The organism is Gibbsiella dentisursi (assembly GCF_039539505.1).
GTDB lineage: Bacteria > Pseudomonadota > Gammaproteobacteria > Enterobacterales > Enterobacteriaceae > Gibbsiella > Gibbsiella quercinecans.
Genome location: NZ_BAABDG010000002.1, coordinates 2,044,753 through 2,064,623 on the forward strand (window position 1 = coordinate 2,044,753; position 19,871 = coordinate 2,064,623).

The following is a 19,871-nucleotide window of genomic DNA, read 5'->3' on the forward strand; positions in this document are numbered from 1 at the left end:
TTTTGATTATATTCTGGATCATTTATGGCGAAAAAGCCGCCAAAGCGTGGTATTTCCGGGCTGTATAGCCCGGAAATACCACCGCCAAGGGGGTTAGATTTGGTAGTCGATCGCCGACTCAATCGAAGAGGAAAAGACCTGCTCCTTGATCTCGGTGAGCGTCAGGGTCGGGTTGCACAGCTGGATAAAACGCCAGGCAAAGTTACGCTGTAACTGGCCGCGTTTTACCCCGAGCCAGACGGTGTTCGGCTCAAACAGGTGCTCCGCATTGATGCAGACCAGCCCGGTATCGCGCTCTTTTTCATACGACATGTCCGCCAGCACGCCCACGCCCAGCCCCAGCTCCACATAGGTTTTAATCACATCAGAATCCTGCGCGCTGAGCGCAATGTCCGGCGTCAGGCCCGCCGCCTTAAATGCGGCGTCCAGGCGAGAACGGCCGGTGATGCCCTGGCGGTAGGTGATCAGCGGCAGCGTGCTGAGCATTTCCAGCGTCACCTGCGGCTGTCTGGTCAGTTCATGTCCTTCCGGCACCAGAATGGCATGGTGCCAGCGATAGTAAGGGAACGCAGCCAGCGCCTCGGCATTCATTAACCGCTCGCTGGCGATGCCGATGTCGGCTTCCCCGGCGGCCAGCATAGAAACGATCTCTTCCGGGCTGCCCTGGTTTAACACCACGCGCACGCGCGGGTACAGCGCGCGGAATTCCTTAATCACTCCCGGCAGGCTGTAGCGCGCCTGGGTGTGGGTAGTGGCGATATGCAGTTGGCCGCCGTCCTCGCTGCTGAATACGTTAGCCAGGCGGCGGATGTTATTGGCGTCGTTGAGGATACGCTCCGCCACCACCAGTAACTCTTTCCCCGGCTCGGTCATGCCTAATAACCGTTTGCCGCGCCGGATAAATATTTCAATACCCAGTTCTTCTTCCAGTTCGCGAATATGGCGGCTAACGCCAGATTGCGAAGTAAATAAGGTATTGGCCACTTCCGTCAGGTTGTAGTTGCAGCGTGCCGACTCGCGGATGATTTTTAATTGTTGAAAGTTCATACTCCCCCCTTGCCTTACAAAACCGTTAGCAATATTGATACGTAGTCCTTACCGTGCTAACAAATAAGAAATACTATTTACTTATGCTTTTTTATGCTAAGTGGGGGTTTACCGCGCGCTGCCTAAATACACGCCGCACAGAAAAGAATGAATCGTGTTAAGAATTAACAGGATAAATAACATCAAGGAAAGGAGGGATAAAAATACGCTCGCCTGAAAAGTTATTATTTATAGGGAACGGATATAACCAGCCGTTGGCTTACTGGGGAGCAACGCGCCCCCAGCGCCGTTTACGCCGTTGCCTCGCCGCCTAACTGCCCAGCGGTATTGTCCTGCAGCCACTGGCGAACATAGTTAACCAGTTCGCCGATGCAATCGTCCTTCATCCCCTGGTTTTTCAATTCGTTTTCCAGCGCAAAAAGGTATTGCGCATTGGTGCCGAGCGGGCCGCTGGCGCGCGCGATCAGCGGGGCGATGACCTGGTGGCGCACATCTTCTTCAAACAATGGGTGCTGCGGGTTCATCACAAAAACCAACGCGGTTACCACCTGCCCGTCTTCCAGCGACAAGTCGCACCAGGTGGGCAGGTAACAGCCGGTGAGCATTTCGCGCTTCCACAGCAGTTCCAGCTCTTCGCGCAGCGTAGTTTCCGGCAGACGGAACGCCAGGCCGGTGGTGCAGCCCCCTTCCTTAAGCGCCAGCATACGACCCGGCCGGTGCAACGTGCCACGCCCGGCCGTCAGCCGCAAACAGAAAGCACGGTGCCAACCTTGCAGGGTGGCGCGCCGCACCTCTTCGGCTTCAAACAAGGGGTTCCACATCAGCGAGCCATAGCCAAAGATCCAGACCGGGCTGTTATCAGGACGACGCGACAATGTACAATCCAACGAGGCCAAACGCTGTTCTGTTGTCAGCAACAGCGCGTCATCAATGGTACCGAACGCCGTTTTACAATCCGCTTTTTTCAGAAAATCTCGCGTTAACACCTGTTTACCACCTCCTGAGAAACCGGTTTGCCCCATTTCTCCTAAACACCCTGCATACTTCACGTTGCCCATGTGTTGGGCCAGCGTCAGCACGATTCAAAACGCGTTATCCTGCGGCTTGAATTTGCAGGGTATACAACTCAAATCATTAACCCTTCGATAATTTGGCGCGCGTATATTTATTTATATAGCGGCACCACAATGTAAATGACATTATTCTTTTCCGGCGTGGCGATCAAGTATCCCGGAAGGTTTCGCTTAAAAAAGCAGGAACCCAATGATAATAAGATTATTCCGCACCGCATTCGGGCTCTATCCTCACTTTTTATGCCAGCGATCATCACTCCCTTTGCGATAAACCTGTTTTACCGCCGCCCAGGCAACCTTATGCGCCGTGGTTTCACGCGAATCATCACCGCGCCGGTCTTCTGCATCTTTATACTCATCCCAGGCGCTGTTAAACGCTTCTTTATAGATTTCTTGTGCGTGTTCAGGCAAAACGTTTTTTACATTTTCCGGCAATGCGCTTTTATTTTTATACGGCATGATGTTCCCCCTTTTCTCGACATCTTCTGATTCTAGATGCCACATTGCTCGCCCTCAAATTGCAAATAATTCTCATTGTTAATAACGGTGATAAAAATGATTACCTCTCACGCTGCGCCGCCTCTCGTGGATTGAAGTAAAAGCCATTCACAATATCACACCGCTGCCAGCGGCATGATCAAAGTGCAACTGTAATCAGCGGTATGTGATTCCTTACTGGCGAGAGGGGTTAAATAAAGAGAATTATCATCAAAAACGGCGCCAAATCGGGGACTATATCGATAGTTGACCGGCCGATACGGCGTTAGCCAGCCAGCTAATTATCGCTATGAGTCACTTTTTTATGCCATTGATGTTGGAAAAGTGTTTATGTTCGTAAAAGTAAGTAAATAAAACCGCATTAGTTGCGTTTTTTTTGTTAACCTAGTCACATAAAGCAAGTGATTGCTTTTTCAAGTTAAAACAACATCACATCTTTAACCCGGCACGGCACACAGGGTGTATCCTATTATCAATCACTTTCTGAACGCGCAGAGCCGCCTGTTAACCGGCATTCTGCGATGACGGAGCCACGCGGTTTGAGAAGGAGAAGCACAACAATGCAGTCACAACACGATACCGAGCGCTCAAAATCCCGCCACAGCGAAATTTCACTGATATTCCCGGTTGTGGCGCTGGCGGTTCTGAGCATTTGGGGCACTACCGCTAATATGCCATTGATTGTCGGCATCAATGTTCTTGCCCTGATCGGTATTCTCAGCAGCGCCTTCAGCGTGGTTCGCCATGCCGACGTGCTCGCCCATCGCCTGGGCGAACCCTATGGTTCACTGATTCTCAGCCTATCCGTAGTCATTCTGGAAGTCAGCCTGATTTCCGCTCTAATGGCCACCGGCGACGCCGCGCCGGCGCTGATGCGCGATACGCTCTACTCCATCATTATGATCGTGACCGGCGGCCTGGTGGGCTTTGCCCTGCTGCTGGGCGGGCGCAAGTTCGCCACCCAGCACGTTAACCTGAGCGGCATCAAACAGTACCTGATGGCCATCTTCCCACTGGCGGTGATCGTGCTGGTGCTGCCAAGCGCCCTGCCCGGCGGCAATTTCAACACGGCCCAGGCGCTGTTGGTGGCGGCAATTTCCGCTGCCATGTACGGCGTGTTTTTAATCATTCAAACCAAAACGCACCAAAGCCTGTTCGTTTATGAACATGAAGACGACGATGGCGATCCGCACCACGGCAAGCCTTCGTCCCACAGCAACGCCTGGCACGCCGCGTGGCTGGTTGTGCACCTGGTTGCGGTTATCGCGGTAACCAAGTTCAACGCCGGCCCTCTGGAAGGGCTGCTGACCAAATTGAATGCGCCGGCGCAGTTCACCGGTTTCCTGGTGGCATTGCTGATCCTGTCGCCTGAAGGCCTTGGCGCATTGCGCGCCGTGCTGAACAACCAGGTGCAACGCGCCATGAACCTGTTCTTCGGCTCGGTGCTGGCCACCATCTCACTGACCGTACCGGCGGTGACCATCATCGCCACGCTGACCGGCCAGACGCTGATTTTCGGCATGCAGGCGCCGCACATGGTGGTGATGCTGGCCGTGCTGATGCTGTGCCACATTTCATTCTCCACCGGCCGCACCAACGTGCTGAACGGCACCGCGCACCTGGCGCTGTTTGCCGCCTATATGATGACGATTTTCGCCTGATCGAAAGCGCCCTGGGGCCAATACATGCCAGCCGGTTCATTGCCGGCTGGCATTTTTTTATACCCTTCATACTTCAAGTTGCAGGTGTGTTGGCTTTCCTCGCTCACCCCAGTCACTTACTCCAGTAAGCTCCTGGGGATTCGCTACGTTGCCGCCTTCCTGCAACTCGAATTATTTTGGGTATATGCCTGAATAACGGCCAGGAAAAAGGCCGCCGCGGCGGCCTTGGTTCGACAGGAAAAGCAGTGAGGGTTAGCTGTAGGCATGGAGCGTGCGCTGGCACAGGGCGGAGCGCACACAGTCTTGTTTTTCAAAGCGGATAATACCGACCATCTCGTCTTCTTCGAAGCGTTCAAGCGCATCGCTAAGGCCGGATTTTACCCCGCGCGGCAGGTCGCACTGGGTGATATCCCCGTTGACGATCACCGTCACGTTCTCACCCAGACGGGTCAGGAACATTTTCATCTGGCTGGCGGTTACGTTCTGGGCTTCATCCAGGATCACCACCGCATTTTCAAACGTGCGGCCGCGCATATAAGCAAACGGCGCGATCTCCACCTTGCCGATTTCCGGGCGCAGGCAGTATTGCATAAAAGACGATCCTAAGCGGCGCAGCAAAATATCGTACACCGGGCGGAAATAAGGGGCGAATTTCTCAGAAATATCCCCGGGCAAAAAGCCGAGATCTTCATCCGCCTGCAGAACCGGACGGGTAACAATTATCCGATCCACCTCTTTATGTATAAGGGCTTCAGCCGCTTTGGCGGCGCTGATGAAGGTTTTGCCGCAGCCGGCTTCACCGGTGGCAAATATCAACTGCTTATTTTCTATGGCTAATAAGTAATGACCTTGAGCTTCGGTTCTCGCCTCAATAGGGGAAGTATCGCGCTTATCCCGCGCCATGCCGATAGACTCGACGCCCCCCATTTGTACCAGCGAAGTGACGCTTTCTTCTTCGAGCTGGCGATGACTACGAGCGTCACGACGAATGACGCGTTTCGCTTCACGACGTGCTTTGATCACTGCTTTCTGTCTTCCCATAGTGGCACCTTACAGTTTGGTTCACCTACCGCAACGGCATTGCCGTGCGATCATGTTTACAAGCAGACTGTCGCCTCCTTCACAACCAATATAAGCCAACGGAAATGGTGAATACGCGGCAATTAGGTTGTGCCGTGGTTCACCGGACATGGGTATATAAAGATGGGTGTTATAAGCTGAATGACGATGCGCGAAAAGCTGAGAGCTGGCGGAAAAAAGAGAGTCGGGGATAAGCCCCGTGTTACAACAGGAAATCGGGAAAGGTATATCGTTTTTTCTTGCCAGCCCAAACATGGACTTTACCATTAGCGATCCCCGCAGTGATATTTTCAGCTCCAGGCTGCGCACCGTGTGAAAACTACCGCCAGATGATTACAGTATAATGACAATTCAAACCTGTGCGTTATCGAAAAGTAAAAAAAATTAATTGCCACAGTTTTCAACCAACGCAAAATCACTATATCACGCCGTTCAGCTTACGCCACAAAAACTTTACTCGCCTTATAAAACAATCCATTGCGATTAAAATCAGCAGATGACATTTCCGTTTCCTGATTAAAAAAAGCGCAACCCAAAAAAACGGCCGCCGTGCATCTCAAACGGCAATCGCCGGTGACCGTACATTTTTCATCCAAGCCGATAATGAAAAAGGCGGGAAAGCTCCCGCCCTGAAACTTGTTTGCCGCTACCGCCGGTTTGCATCAGGCAAACCGGCGATGCGTTTATTTACTGTCCGGCAATGCATAGGCGATAACATAATCACCACGCTGCGGCGATTGGCGCGCGCCGCCTGCGCTGATAATAATGTATTGCTTGCCATTTTTCGGAGAGACATAGGTCATTGGCCCAGACTGGCTGCCGACCGGCAGGCGTTCTTTCCAGATTTCTTTACCGCTTGCGGTATCAAATGCACGCAGATAGAAATCCTGGGTACCGGCGAAGAACAGCAAACCGGCCTGGGTAGAAAGGCTGGCGCCCAGCGTCGGCATACCGACTTCCATCGGCATACGCATCTTGATGCCCAGCGGCCCGGTATCCTGCACCGTACCGACCGGAACCTGCCACACCAGTTTGCCGGATTTCAAATCAACCGCAGACATGGTGCCAAACGGCGGTTTCTGGCAAGGAATGCCGAGCGGCGACAGGAAGCGCTCGCGCACCGCGCCATAGGGCGTGCCGTCCATCGGTACCAGGCCCATTTCAATGCCGCTGGCGCCGGTCGGCACTTTGTTGCGCGGCACCATATAGTTGGCCAGCCCCAGGCGCATGTCGTTGACAAACATAATCGCGTTGTTCGGATCCACCGAAACGCTGCCCCAGTTCATCCCGCCAAGAGAGCCTGGATACTGCAACGCGCGATCCAGCCCTGGCGGCGTATAAACCCCCTGGTGACGCATGCCTTTAAACTCGATGCGGCACAGCAGTTGATCGAGCGGCGTGGCCCCCCACATGTCGGATTCCGTCAGCGTTTCATTGCCGATGTTCGGCATACCCACGGAATAAGGTTGGGTTTTCGCATAGCGTTCGCCGGGGACGTTACCCTGCGGCACTTCGCGGTCTTCAACCTTGGCCACTGGCTGGCCGGTTTCCCGGTTCAGCATGAAAATCATGCCCTGCTTGCTGGTTTGCACCAGTACCGGCGTTACGCCACCGTTACCGTCGGGCAGATCGTAAAGCAGCGGCTGCGACGGCAGGTCAAAGTCCCACAGATCGTGGTGCGTGGTCTGGTAATGCCAACGCACCTGGCCGGTTGCCGCATCCACCGCCACCACGGAAGAGTTGTATTTATCATCCAGCGCGGTACGTTCGCCGCCAAAGAAGTCCGGCGTGGCGTTGCCGGTTGGCAGGTAAATCAGGTTCAGCTTGGCATCATACGCCATGGCAGACCAAACGTTCGGTGTGCCGCGAGTATAAGTTTGCCCTTCCGGCGGCAAGCGCGTGATGGCCGGGTTACCCGGATCCCAGGCCCAAGCCAGTTCACCGGTATGCACGTCGTAGGCGCGCACTACGCCCGGGGGTTCGCCCGTGGAGTAGTTATCCGCCACGCGCCCGCCGACCACCACCACATTGCCGGCAACCAGCGGCGTTGAGGTCTGCTGGTAATAACCCGGTTTCACTTCGCCCATACCGACTTTCAGATCGACAATGCCATTGGCGCCGAAATCTGCGCAAGGCTGGCCGTTATCGGCATTGATCGCAATCAGACGAGCATCGGTAGTCGGCAGGAACAGGCGGCGCGGGCAAACGGCGGCGGCATTATTCGCCACCGCATCGCTTTGGCTTGGCGCCGGGTGTTCGGCATCCGCGAAATATCCCAGGCCGCGGCAACGCTGCCAGTTCGGCGCCTGGGCTTTCGGATCGTACACCCACTGCTGTTTGCCGGTATCGGCCTCCAGCGACAACACTTTGCCGTAAGCGGTGCACACATACAGCGCGTTGCCGATTTGCAGCGGCGTGTTTTGATCTTCCGCGCCCGAGCCGTTGCTCTGCGGAATATCGCCGGTGTGGGCAACCCAGGCAACCTTCAACTGGTTAATGTTGGTCTTGTTGATTTGGTCCAGCGCCGCAAAACGGTCGCCGTGGGTGGTGTTGCCCCAGTGCTCCCAGTTTTTCTGCTCGCTACCCGGCGCAACCGGCTTCACCGGCACGTCTTCGGTGGCGGCCACAATCGGCGCCGGCACAAAGGTATAGCCAAAACCGGCCACCAGCGCGATCGCCAGCAGCGCCGCCAACACGTAGCTCGGTGCGCCGCGCCCGGTGCCGCCTACCTGTTTCTTCAGCCACGGATAAGCCAGCGCCACCAAAAACGCCAGCACACCGAACATGAACAACCGCGAGAACAGCGGCCAGAAGGTCAGGCCCACATCCCATAGCGCCCAGGCGATGGTCAATACAAAGGCCAGCGCATACAGCCAGGCGCCGGCCGGTTTACGTTTGATGATAAGCACCGCGGCGATCAGCATCGCCAGCCCCATCACCAGAAAATACAGACTGCCGCCCAGCGTCACCAGGTAACCCCCGCCGATCGCCAGCGTCAGGCCGATAACCCCCATCAGGCCGCCCAGCAGCCAGATGAGGTATATCCCTATACTTCGTTTTCCACTTGAATTTGCCATATTTGCTCTCCCACCCACAGGTGGCGACGCCATTGTGGGTGCAATAGTTTTAATCCTATCCGCCATACTTCAAGTGGCAGCCGCGTTGCTTTTGCCCCTCGAATGACTTTGGATATCTATCTACAGTTGCCATAGGTTATTCAATTTCATTTCACCGCTGCTACGGCGTTGGTTTTGTATGCCACATTTATAATTCCCTTTATTCAAAAGAATAGGCAACGCTCATACCGCCGCCCCAATTTCTGCCCGGCGCCGGTTCGAAATAGCGCCCATTGCTTTCATTTACAATCACAGAACCGACATATTGCCGATCAAATACGTTGTCCACCCGGCCAAAGACGGTAAACAGCCAGTTGCCCATCGGATAGCGATAACCGGTATTCAGCGCCACGGTGGTATAAGACGGTGCCTGTGCCGTATTTTCGTCGTTGGCCTGGATATTGCTCATATAGCGGACCTCGGCGCCGGCGAACCAACCAGCCGGCGGTGACCAGGCCAGGGAAGCATAGCCCATATTGCGTGCGATCCCCGGCATCCGGTAGCCGCGCAGCACACTGCTGTCGGCGCTGCATTCGCTGTCGCCACAGACGTTGTCGCGGTAGCGGGCGTCCAGCAACGTCCAGGCCAACTGCAGGTGCCAGTCATAGGCGAACTGCTGATCCAGCGCCAGCTCAAGGCCACGCCGCCGCGTCTGGCCGGCGTTCTTATAGCTGCTGCGGCCGTTGCTGCTTTCATCCACCACGATTTCATTTTTGGTGTTGGTCTGGAACATCGCAGCGGTGAGCAGGCCATTGCCGATGCGCGTTTTGCTGCCCAGTTCCACTGTTTCGCTGGTTGACGGCTTCAGATCGAAATTCAGCCCGGACAGCCCGCCGGAACGGTAAGAAAGCTCGTTGATGGTCGCCGTTTCAAAACCACGCCCGGCGGACACATACATATTCCACCCCGGCGTGACGGCATAGTTGAGCGAGGCGGCCGGCAACCAGCGGTGATAGCGCGCGCTGCCGCTGTCATCGCCATTGCTGCCGGTGACATAAAAATCATTGGAATCGAAATTGACGGTGCTAAAGCGCACGCCGGCATCCAGCGTCAAGCGTGGCGTTAACTGCCAGGAGGTCTGCAGATAAGGATCCAGGCTCCACATCAGATTGCGCTCGTTGCGGCGCAAATCGCCCAGGGTACCTAACTCCGTCACGCCATTGTTTACGGTAAAGTTTTCATAGCCCTTGCGGCGTTCCGTCATGGTTTCATAATCCAACCCGCCGGTCAGGGTGACGGGCACCGCGCCCAATTCGCCACGGTGCGTCCAGCGGGTATCAATCCCCTGATAACGGCGGGTGAGATCGATCACCCCGCCCGGGTGCTGATCGCTGCTTTGCTGCACCGAAGCCGGGATCGCCTGATATTGCGTGGTTTCGCGTATCCCAGCGTACATCATCACGCTCAGATCGTCATTGGCGCTCATTTGGCGTTCATAATGCAGCCCTGCCTGGGTTTGCTTGGTGCTCTTGCGCGAATTGTACTGATCGGCCCGCGGCGCCTGGCGTGGGTTAGCGCGCCATTCGGCTTCGGTCAGGCCGCCGGGATCGTTGGCGTTGATATCCACGCTGTTGAACAACAACGTCAGGGTGCTGACGTCATCAATCCGCACCCCCAGCTTGGCATTGCCCAGGTTCTTTTGCGCGCCGCTGTGATCGCGGTAGCCCTGGGTGGTAAAGCGCGTCGCGGAGACGGCGTAGTTCACATCGCCGGCGTGGGTGCCATCGCCGGTGGCGCCGGTCGCTTTAAGCCCATAACGCCAGGTGCCGTCGCTGCCGAAATACATCCCGGATTCAATGCGCGGCGGCTGCTGGCCCGTTTCGGTGACCACGTTCACCATCCCGCCAGAGGCATTACCGTACAGCGCCGAAAACGGCCCGCGCAGCACTTCCACCCGTTCGGCCGAGTTTAAATCGATATTCGACGTTTGCCCCTGCCCATCCGGCATGGTGGCCGGGATGCCATCGACATAGATTCGCACGCCGCGCACGCCGTACATCGAACGGGCGCCGAAGCCACGCACGGAAAGTTGCAAATCTTGCGCATAGTTTTGGCGGTTCTGGATCTGCACGCCAGGCACGCTGCCCAGGCTTTCAGAGAGGTTAATCTGCGGTTTCGCATTGCGCAGCTGTTCGCCGTTGACCACGCCGACCGCGGCCGGCGTCGACAGTTCAGAAAGGCCTTCACGCTTTGCCGACACCACCATCGCCGATGTGTCATCACTGTCCTGTGCAAAACAGACGGAAGCGGGCAGCAATACAGGAATAAGAACGGCAGAAAACGCCGCCGTCTTTTTATGGGAGATATTTTTCATGAGGAAGGTGCCGTTAATGAACCCAGGTAAAATGAACCATTTGGAACACGAGTGGCGACATGTTAATACTTATAACATCCCATTGAAAAGAGTTAGCAACAATTTAAAACGTCAGCAACAAATCCCTCTGGGAAATTATTTATACAAATTAACGTATGTGCAGTATCAGCCCCGCACGAAACGCCTAACAGCCATAACAGTCGCCATAATTAACAACAGGTTAAAACCAATCCTCTTTTTAACCTTACCGTTTATTATCAGCACCCGGAATGGATAAATCCAGTAAGTTAGCCAGGCAATGCTGTCTGCCTGGCACCAATCCTTTACACGCCACGGTAATTCCCCCCTTAAGGGAGGAATTGAAATACCGTTATACCGTTTTAAACTCTGCTTCAGCTTTGGCGAACCGTTCGGCCATCGCCGCAGAAGGCGCACGGCCCAGCAGGCTGACTGCCACGATGGCAATACAGCCAAACAGGAAGCCAGGAATAATTTCATACAGATCCAGCCAGCCGTACTGTTTCCAGACCAACACCGTGATAGCGCCCACCAGCATCCCTGCCAGCGCTCCGTTGCGGGTCATGCGCGGCCACAGCACCGAAATCAACACCACCGGCCCAAAGGCGGCGCCAAAACCGGCCCAGGCGTAGCTCACCAACCCCAGTACACGGTTTTCCGGATTGGCGGCCAACGCGATCGCAACCAGCGCCACCAACAACACCATCACACGGCCAACCCACACCAGCTCGCGTTGGCTGGCCTTTTTGCGCAGGAAGGCTTTGTACAAATCTTCCGTAATGGCGCTGGAACAGACCAGCAGTTGGCAACTCAGGGTGCTCATGACCGCCGCCAGAATCGCCGACAGCAACACACCGGCCACCCACGGGTTGAACAGCAGCATCGCCAGCTCGATAAACACCTGCTCGCCGTTTTGCGTTACATTGCCGGCCTGGTGCGGGTTATTCGAGAAGTAAGCGATACCGAAGAAGCCGACGGCGATGGCACCCACCAGGCACAGGATCATCCACACCATGCTGATACGGCGGGCGCTGCGGATCGTGTGGTGGGAGTCTGCCGCCATAAAGCGCGCCAGGATATGCGGCTGGCCGAAGTAACCCAGCCCCCAGCCCAGCAGCGAAGCGATCGCCACCACGTTCAGCCCTTTCAACATATCCGTGTTGGCCGGGTTCTTGGCCTCAATCACCAGCATTGAACTGTCGATCCCGCCGACAGCAAAGATCACCATCAGCGGCGTCAGAATTAAGGCGAAAATCATCAGGCTGGCCTGCACGGTGTCGGTCCAGCTCACCGCCAGGAAACCGCCCACGAAGGTATAGACGATGGTGGCGGCCGCGCCGGCCCACAGCGCCGTGGTGTAACTCATGCCAAAGGTACTTTCGAACAGCCGGGCGCCGGCTACCACGCCGGAGGCACAGTAAATGGTAAAAAAGACCAGAATGACAATGGCGGAAATCACCCGCAGCAGCTTGCTGTTGTCCTCAAAGCGGCTGGTGAAATAATCCGGCAGCGTCAGCGCATTGTTGTTGGCCTCGGTATGCACCCGCAGCCTGCCCGCCACCAGCTTCCAGTTCAGATAGGCGCCAATGATCAGGCCGATGGCGATCCAGCTTTCGGAAATGCCGCTTAGGAAAATGGCGCCCGGCAGGCCCATCAGCAGCCAACCGCTCATATCCGACGCCCCGGCGGAAAGCGCGGTCACCACGCTACCCAGGCTGCGCCCACCTAAAATATAATCATCGAAGTTATTGGTCGCCCGGTAGGCAAAGAAGCCGATCAGCACCATCCCAAAGATATACACCAGGAAGGTCACCAGCATTGGTGTGCTCATTGTCATTTAATTCTCCAATTTCATTATTATTTGATCGCGATGTTTTTCACTGCACGCGCCGGAACGAGGCGAAATTAAAAAACGGGCAGCGGCAGCGCGGGGGTCCTCCCCTCACGCCGGTTATCCTAGATGACACCGTTGCGAACCAACAAGAAATTTAACCCGGGGGTTACACAAAGTTTACCCCGCGTCACATTCCTCTGGCGAAGGTTGCACCCGACAATCAACCTTAAATCAACTTAAACAAGCGATAATTCACGCTATAAAGCGATGATGGCAGGGGATCAAACACCCCTTCCCCGAGTTAACAATTTAAAATACCTCAAACTCTGAAAAACGCATCGTTTTAACAGGGTTGCACAAAGTTGCAACATGCCCGATATTATCCCCATCCGACAGACACACAACCTATCCCGCCGGCCGATAACAGCAGGCACATGGGCTCCCTGGAGCCCCTGCCGGAAGCGGGTAACCACAAATACAGGAGTTGGCGAGGTATGGGTACAACCACCATGGGCGTGAAACTTGATGAAGCCACACGCGAACGGATCAAGAGCGCGGCGCAACGTATCGATCGCACGCCACACTGGTTAATCAAACAGGCCATTTTTAACTACCTGGAACGCCTGGAAAGCGGGGCCGAGCTCCCTGAGCTGCCGGTATCCGCCAACAGTGCTCCGCAGCAAGCGGACGATATTATGCAGCAAGAAGCGGAAGAGTCACATCCGCCTTTTTTGGAATTCGCCGAACAGATTTTGCAGCAATCGGTCACCCGTGCGGCCATTACCGCCGCCTATCGCCGCCCGGAAACAGAAACGGTGGCCATGCTGCTTGAACAGGCGCGTTTGCCGGCCGAGCAGGCCGAAGCGACCCACCGCCTGGCCTACCGTATCGCAGAGAAGTTACGCAACCAGAAAAACGCCAATGGGCGCGCGGGTATGGTGCAGGGGCTGCTGCAAGAGTTTTCCCTTTCATCGCAGGAAGGGGTGGCGCTTATGTGCCTGGCGGAAGCGCTGCTGCGCATCCCCGATAAGCCGACGCGTGATGCGTTGATCCGCGACAAAATCAGCACCGGCAACTGGCACTCCCACCTGGGCCACAGCCCTTCCCTGTTTGTCAATGCCGCCACCTGGGGCCTGCTGTTCACCGGCAAGCTGGTTGCCACCCATAACGAGGCCAACCTTTCCCGCTCGCTGAACCGCATCATCAGCAAAAGCGGCGAGCCGTTGATCCGCAAAGGGGTGGATATGGCGATGCGCCTGATGGGCGAACAGTTCGTCACCGGGGAAACCATCGCCGAAGCGCTGGCCAACGCCCGCCGGCTGGAAGACAAAGGCTTCCGCTATTCCTACGATATGCTGGGGGAAGCGGCGCTGACCGAAGCCGACGCGCAGGCGTACCTGGTTTCTTACCAACAGGCGATCAATGCCATCGGCAAAGCCTCTAACGGCCGTGGTATTTATGAAGGGCCGGGGATCTCGATCAAGCTTTCTGCCCTGCATCCGCGCTATAGCCGCGCACAGTATGAGCGCGTGATGGAAGAACTCTATCCACGCCTGCTGGCGCTCACCCTAATGGCGCGCCAGTATGATATCGGCATTAACATTGATGCCGAAGAGGCCGATCGCCTGGAGCTCTCGCTCGATCTGCTGGAAAAACTCTGCTTTGAGCCACAGCTGGCCGGCTGGAACGGCATCGGCTTTGTTATTCAGGCCTACCAGAAGCGCTGCCCGTTGGTGATTGATGCATTGATCGATATGGCCAGTCGCAGCCGCCGGCGCCTGATGATCCGCCTGGTCAAGGGCGCCTACTGGGATAGCGAAATCAAGCGTGCCCAGATTGACGGTCTGGAAGGCTACCCGGTGTATACCCGCAAGGTGTATACCGACGTTTCCTACCTGGCCTGCGCGCGCAAACTGCTGGCGGTGCCAAACCTGATCTACCCGCAGTTTGCCACCCATAACGCCCATACCCTCAGCGCCATCTACCATCTGGCCGGCAATAACTACTACCCGGGCCAGTATGAGTTCCAGTGCCTGCACGGCATGGGCGAACCGCTGTACGAACAGGTGGTGGGCAAAGTGGCCGACGGCAAGCTCAACCGGCCGTGCCGCATTTATGCGCCCGTCGGTACCCACGAAACCCTGCTGGCCTATCTGGTGCGCCGCCTGTTGGAAAACGGCGCCAATACGTCGTTCGTTAACCGCATCGCCGACAGCAGCCTGCCGCTTGATGAACTGGTGGCCGATCCGGTGCAGGCGGTTGAAGCGCTGGCGGCCAGCGAAGGCCAGATTGGCCTGCCGCACCCGAAAATCCCCTTGCCACGCGCGCTGTATGGCAAACAACGCATCAATTCCAGCGGGCTGGATTTATCGAATGAACACCGGCTGGCATCGCTTTCCAGCGCCCTGCTCACCAGCGCTACCCAACCCTGGCACGCGGCCCCCATCATTAATGCAGCGTTAGATCACGGCGTTGAGCAACCGGTGGTTAACCCGGCGGAGCCTGGCGATATCGTCGGCTATGTGCGTGAGGCCAGCCGTGAGGAAGTCAACCGTGCGCTGGATGCCGCCAACGCCGCCGGCCCGATCTGGTTTGCCACACCGCCGGACGAGCGCGCCGCCGTGCTGGAACGTGCGGCTGAACTGATGGAAGCACAGTTGCAACGCCTGCTAGGCATCCTGGTGCGGGAAGCGGGCAAAACCTTTGCCAATGCGATTGCCGAGGTACGCGAGGCCGTCGACTTCCTGCGTTACTACGCCGCCCAGGTGCGCCATGATTTTGCCAATGACAGTCATCGCCCATTGGGGCCGGTGGTCTGCATCAGCCCGTGGAATTTCCCGCTGGCAATTTTCACCGGCCAGGTGGCCGCGGCATTGGCGGCGGGCAACAGCGTGCTGGCTAAACCGGCGGAACAAACGCCGCTGGTGGCCGCACAGGCCGTGGCGATCCTGCTGGCCGCCGGTATTCCGCCGGGCGTCTTGCAACTGTTGCCCGGCCAGGGCGACAGCGTGGGCGCTGCGCTGGTTAGCGATCCGCGCACCCGCGGCGTAATGTTCACCGGTTCCACTGAAGTGGCCGGTATTCTGCAACGCAGCATCGCCGCCAACCTGGATCCACAGGGCCGGCCAACGCCGCTGATTGCTGAAACCGGTGGCCTGAATGCGATGATCGTCGACTCCTCGGCGCTTACCGAACAGGTGGTGACGGATGTCGTCGCTTCCGCCTTTGACAGCGCCGGCCAGCGCTGTTCAGCGCTGCGGGTGCTGTGCATCCAGGAAGACGTCGCGGAGCACACCCTGAAAATGCTGCGCGGCGCCATGGCCGAGTGCCGCATGGGCAACCCGGAGCGCTTATCAACCGATATCGGCCCGGTGATCGACACCGAAGCCAAGGCCAACATCGAAAACCATATCCAGGCCATGCGTGCCAAAGGGCGCAGCGTATACCAGGCGGCGCGCGGCAATGCGCAGGAGGAAAGCGAATGGGCACGCGGTACCTTTGTGAAGCCGACGCTGATTGAATTGGAAAGCTTCAGCGAATTGCAAAAAGAGATCTTCGGCCCGGTGCTGCACGTGGTGCGCTTCCAGCGCGAAAACCTGGCCACGCTGCTCGAGGAGATCAATGCGGCGGGCTATGGCCTGACGCTGGGTATCCATACCCGCATTGATGAAACCATCGCCCGCGTCACCGAACGCGCCAAGGTCGGCAATCAGTACGTGAACCGCAATATGGTCGGCGCCGTGGTCGGCGTGCAACCCTTTGGCGGCGAAGGGCTATCCGGCACCGGGCCAAAAGCTGGCGGGCCGCTGTACCTGTACCGCCTGTTGGCCAACCGCCCGGACGACGCCGTGCTGCGCACCCTGAATCGCCAGGATGTGGATCAGCCGGTGACAACCCCGGCGCAGGCCCCATGGCTGGCGGCGCACCAGGCGTTGGTTCAGTGGGCCAAAGCCGCGAAGTTAGCCACGCTGGTTCCCCTGGCGCAGCGTTACGCCGAGTTGAGCCAAAGCGGCAGCGTGCGCCCGCTGCCCGGCCCTACCGGTGAACGCAACACCTATACTCTGCAGCCGCGTGAACGCGTGCTGTGCCTGGCGGATGAAGAAGGCGATGCCCTGGCCCAGTTGGCCGCCGTGCTGGCCGCTGGCAACCGTGCGCTGTGGCCGGAAGCTGAACTGCAACGCACGCTATACCGCCGCCTGCCGGCCGAGGTGCAAGCGCGTATTGATTTCAGCAAGGAATGGCAAAGCGATGAACAGTGGGCGTTTGATGCCGTCATCCACCATGGGGATGCCGATCAGCTCCGCACTTTGTGCGAGCAGATCGCCGAACGCCGCGGCGCTATCGTTACCGTGCAGGGATTCGCCCGCGGCGAAACCAACATCCAGTTGGAACGGCTGTGGCTCGAACGTTCGCTCAGCGTCAACACCGCCGCCGCCGGCGGCAATGCCAGCCTGATGACCATCGGCTAACCCCAACAACCAATCCCCTCTCCCCCTGGGAGAGGGTTAGGGTGAGGGCCATCTCAAACTCACACTCTCGCACCAACCAGTTCCCTCTCTCCCCGGGAGAGGGTTAGGGTGAGGGCTATCCCAAACTCACACTCTCGCACCAACCAGTTCCCTCTCCCCCTGGGAGAGGGTTAGGGTGAGGGCCATCTCAAGCTCACACTCTCGCACCAAACAGTCCCCTCTCCCCCCGGGAGAGGGTTAGGGTGAGGGCTATCCCAAACTCACACTCTCGCACCAAACAGTTCCCTCTCCCCCCGGGAGAGGGCCAGGGTGAGGGCTATCCCAAACTCACACTCTCGCACCAAACAGTTCCCTCTCCCCCTGGGAGAGGGCCAGGGTGAGGGCCATCTCAAGCTCACACTCTCGCACCAAACAGTCCCCTCTCCCCCCGGGAGAGGGTTAGGGTGAGGGCCGCTCAACGATTCAGAAACTTATCAAGAAACTGCCGTGTCCGCGGGTGCTGTGGGTGACTAAACAGCTCCTTGGCCGGCCCCTGCTCCACAATCTGCCCCTGATCCATAAAAATCGCGCGATCGGCAACGTCGCGGGCAAAGCTCATTTCATGAGTCACGATCGCCATGGTGCGTTTCTCCTGCGCCAACGCACGGATAGTGCTCAGCACTTCCCCCACCAGCTCCGGATCGAGCGCCGAGGTCGGCTCATCAAACAAGATCGCTTCCGGCTGCATCGCCAACGCACGGGCGATCGCCACCCGTTGCTGCTGCCCGCCGGAAAGGCGTTTCGGGTAGGCGTGCTCTTTGCCGCTCAGTCCCACCTTGGCCAACAGGACCCGCGCGCGTTGCTCGGCGCTGGCTTTGGCTTCGCCTTTCACGATCACCGGCCCTTCGATAATATTTTCCAATACCGTGCGGTGCGGGAACAAATTGAAGTTCTGGAACACAAACCCCACTTCCTGGCGCAGCGCGCGCACCTGCGCCTTTTGCCGGCTAAGCGGCCTGGCGCTGTCAATACTGATATCGCCCACCGTGATGATGCCGGCATCCGGCACCTCCAACAGGTTGATGCAACGCAGCAGCGTGGTTTTGCCCGAGCCGCTGGGGCCGATAATCGCCACCACTTCGCCCGCGTTAATCGCCAGATCGATACCATGCAGCACCGGCTGGCCATTAAAGTGCTTAACCAGTTTCTTAACCTCAATGGCGCTCATCGTTACGCGTTCTCCTGGCGGTTAACCTGCGCTTCCAGACGGTTTTGCAGGGCGGAAAGCAGCGTCGCCATCACCCAATAAATCAGTGAGGCGGCCAGATACATCGTAAACACCTCCAGCGTGCGCGACGTGATCAACTGCGCCTGACGGAACAGCTCCGGCACCTGAATGGTCGCCGCCAGCGACGTGTCCTTCACCAGGCCGATAAAGCTGTTGCCAAGCGGCGGTAATGCCGTACGCGCTGCCTGCGGCAGGATCACCCGCCGCAAGGTCTGCCAGCCACTCATGCCGATGCTGGCGGCGGCTTCCCACTGCCCTTTATCAATAGAGGATATCGCCGCGCGCAGGGTTTCCGAGGTATAGGCCGCAGTATTCAGCGACAGCCCAATCAGCGCCGCCGGGAAAGGATCCAGTTCGATCCCGAACTGTGGCAGGCCATAGTAGATCATGAACAGTTGGGCGATCAGCGGCGTACCACGGAATAAGGAGACATAAAACCGCGCCAGCCAGGCCAACGGCCAAAAACGCGAAAGACGCATCAGCGCCAGCAGAAAGCCGAGCGCCAGGCCTAATGCCATGCCCCCCAGGCTAAGCTGGAGGGTCAGCAGCGCCCCTTTCAATAAAAATGGCGCTGAATCCAGCGCCAGTTGGATACTCTCGTGCATTATTGCGTTACGTCCGCGCCAAACCATTTCTCGGAGATTTTCGCCAGGCTGCCATCGGCCCGCATCGCGGCAATCGCCTGATTAATGGCATTCAACAGATCCGGGTTGTTTTTGCGCACCGCCACGCCCGCTTCCTGGCGTGAAAATGCCGGGCCGGCAACCGCCAGCGTATCGCCGGTTTTCTTCACCAGATCCAGCGCCGCCAGGCGGTCAACCAAAATGGCGTCGATGCGGCCCACGCGCAGATCCTGATATTTGGTAGGATCATCATCATAGGTGCGCACATCCACGCCCTGCACGTTTTCACGCAGCCACTGTTCGTAGTTGGTGCCCAGGCCCACGCCCACCTTTTTGCCTTTCAGATCGTCCGGCTTGGCGATCTCGCCCGCATTGCCCTTTTTCACCAGAGCCTGAATACCGGAAACGGTATACGGGGTGGAGAAATCGTATTTCTTTTTGCGCTCATCAGAGATCGTCACCTGGTTTATCACCACGTCAATGCGTTTGGATTCCAGCGAGGCCAACATGCCGTCCCACTTGGTGGGGGTCAGCTTGGCTTTAACCCCCAGATGCTGGGCTAACGCATCGGCAAAGTCCACTTCGAAGCCGGTGAGCTTGCCATCTTCGCCCTGAAAGCTGAACGGCGGGTAAGTGCCCTCCAGGCCGACAATCAGCGTGCCGCGTTGTTTAACTTTGTCGAGTAAATTCTCTGCGGCATGGGTTTTCAGCGGCAGGCCGGCGACCAGAGCCACCGCCATCACCCCCATCAGCAGTTGACGACGAACATTTGAAAAGACCATAAATACCCCGTATGCAGTTTTTTTGATTTGCGATCGGTAGATTACCCACATTGCCGCGTGCTTGATGGAATATAAACTCATAAATGCGC

General features: G+C 57.2%; 12 protein-coding genes and 1 pseudogene. 3 read left to right on the forward strand and 10 right to left on the reverse strand.

Features of this window, described 5'->3' with window-relative positions; all coding sequences use genetic code 11:
• Nucleotides 1-93 precede the first annotated feature (93 nt).
• The 3 genes from cbl to chaB form a co-directional block, all read right to left on the reverse strand.
• The gene (cbl, locus tag ABFX35_RS09770) at nucleotides 94-1,047 is read right to left on the reverse strand and encodes an HTH-type transcriptional regulator Cbl (protein ID WP_279025603.1); all 954 of its coding nucleotides are present in this window, start codon (nucleotides 1,045-1,047) and stop codon (nucleotides 94-96) included.
• 290 nt (nucleotides 1,048-1,337) lie between these two features.
• Nucleotides 1,338-2,033, reverse strand: coding sequence for a gamma-glutamylcyclotransferase (locus ABFX35_RS09775; protein WP_279025600.1), 696 nt, complete (start codon nucleotides 2,031-2,033; stop codon nucleotides 1,338-1,340).
• Nucleotides 2,034-2,351: 318 nt separating this feature from the next.
• Nucleotides 2,352-2,579 carry a putative cation transport regulator ChaB gene (chaB, locus tag ABFX35_RS09780; protein WP_279025599.1) on the reverse strand — a complete coding sequence of 76 codons (228 nt, stop codon included), beginning with the start codon at nucleotides 2,577-2,579 and terminating at the stop codon, nucleotides 2,352-2,354.
• A 184-nt stretch (nucleotides 2,580-2,763) separates the two neighbouring features.
• Here chaB and ABFX35_RS24165 point away from each other — a divergent pair.
• Both ABFX35_RS24165 and chaA read left to right on the forward strand, forming a co-directional pair.
• Nucleotides 2,764-2,868, forward strand: a pseudogene (locus tag ABFX35_RS24165) (siderophore-interacting protein); the annotation flags it as partial.
• Nucleotides 2,869-3,178: 310 nt separating this feature from the next.
• On the forward strand, nucleotides 3,179-4,279 hold the full coding sequence (chaA, locus tag ABFX35_RS09785; RefSeq protein ID WP_279025597.1) for a sodium-potassium/proton antiporter ChaA: 1,101 nt from the start codon (nucleotides 3,179-3,181) through the stop codon (nucleotides 4,277-4,279).
• Nucleotides 4,280-4,531: 252 nt separating this feature from the next.
• Here chaA and phoH read toward each other — a convergent pair whose 3' ends face one another.
• The 4 genes from phoH to putP all read right to left on the reverse strand — a co-directional run bounded on the left by phoH (nucleotide 4,532) and on the right by putP (nucleotide 12,644).
• A complete protein-coding gene (gene phoH / locus ABFX35_RS09790) occupies nucleotides 4,532-5,320 on the reverse strand; it encodes a phosphate starvation-inducible protein PhoH (RefSeq protein ID WP_095848389.1) in 789 nt (262 codons plus the stop codon).
• Nucleotides 5,321-6,042: 722 nt separating this feature from the next.
• On the reverse strand, nucleotides 6,043-8,436 hold the full coding sequence (locus tag ABFX35_RS09795) for a glucose/quinate/shikimate family membrane-bound PQQ-dependent dehydrogenase (protein WP_346080571.1): 2,394 nt from the start codon (nucleotides 8,434-8,436) through the stop codon (nucleotides 6,043-6,045).
• A 199-nt stretch (nucleotides 8,437-8,635) separates the two neighbouring features.
• Nucleotides 8,636-10,789 carry a TonB-dependent receptor PqqU gene (gene pqqU / locus ABFX35_RS09800; RefSeq protein ID WP_346080572.1) on the reverse strand — a complete coding sequence of 718 codons (2,154 nt, stop codon included), beginning with the start codon at nucleotides 10,787-10,789 and terminating at the stop codon, nucleotides 8,636-8,638.
• Nucleotides 10,790-11,159: 370 nt separating this feature from the next.
• A complete protein-coding gene (gene putP / locus ABFX35_RS09805) occupies nucleotides 11,160-12,644 on the reverse strand; it encodes a sodium/proline symporter PutP (RefSeq protein ID WP_279025592.1) in 1,485 nt (494 codons plus the stop codon).
• 491 nt (nucleotides 12,645-13,135) lie between these two features.
• Here putP and putA point away from each other — a divergent pair, with 491 nt between their 5' ends.
• Nucleotides 13,136-17,110, forward strand: a complete 3,975-nt coding sequence (gene putA, locus ABFX35_RS09810; protein WP_346080574.1) for a trifunctional transcriptional regulator/proline dehydrogenase/L-glutamate gamma-semialdehyde dehydrogenase — start codon at nucleotides 13,136-13,138, stop codon at nucleotides 17,108-17,110.
• 454 nt (nucleotides 17,111-17,564) lie between these two features.
• Here putA and tcyN read toward each other — a convergent pair whose 3' ends face one another.
• From tcyN to tcyJ, 3 genes are read right to left on the reverse strand one after another with little or no spacing between them, the layout of a single operon-like run.
• A complete protein-coding gene (tcyN, locus tag ABFX35_RS09815) occupies nucleotides 17,565-18,317 on the reverse strand; it encodes an L-cystine ABC transporter ATP-binding protein TcyN (RefSeq protein ID WP_346080576.1) in 753 nt (250 codons plus the stop codon).
• A gap of 2 nt (nucleotides 18,318-18,319) precedes the next feature.
• Entirely contained in the window at nucleotides 18,320-18,982 is a 663-nt protein-coding gene (gene tcyL / locus ABFX35_RS09820; RefSeq protein ID WP_095848382.1) for a cystine ABC transporter permease, read from the reverse strand.
• The gene (gene tcyJ / locus ABFX35_RS09825; RefSeq protein ID WP_279027147.1) at nucleotides 18,982-19,782 is read right to left on the reverse strand and encodes a cystine ABC transporter substrate-binding protein; all 801 of its coding nucleotides are present in this window, start codon (nucleotides 19,780-19,782) and stop codon (nucleotides 18,982-18,984) included. The genes tcyL and tcyJ overlap by 1 nt, the downstream gene beginning before the upstream one ends.
• Nucleotides 19,783-19,871 lie beyond the last annotated feature (89 nt).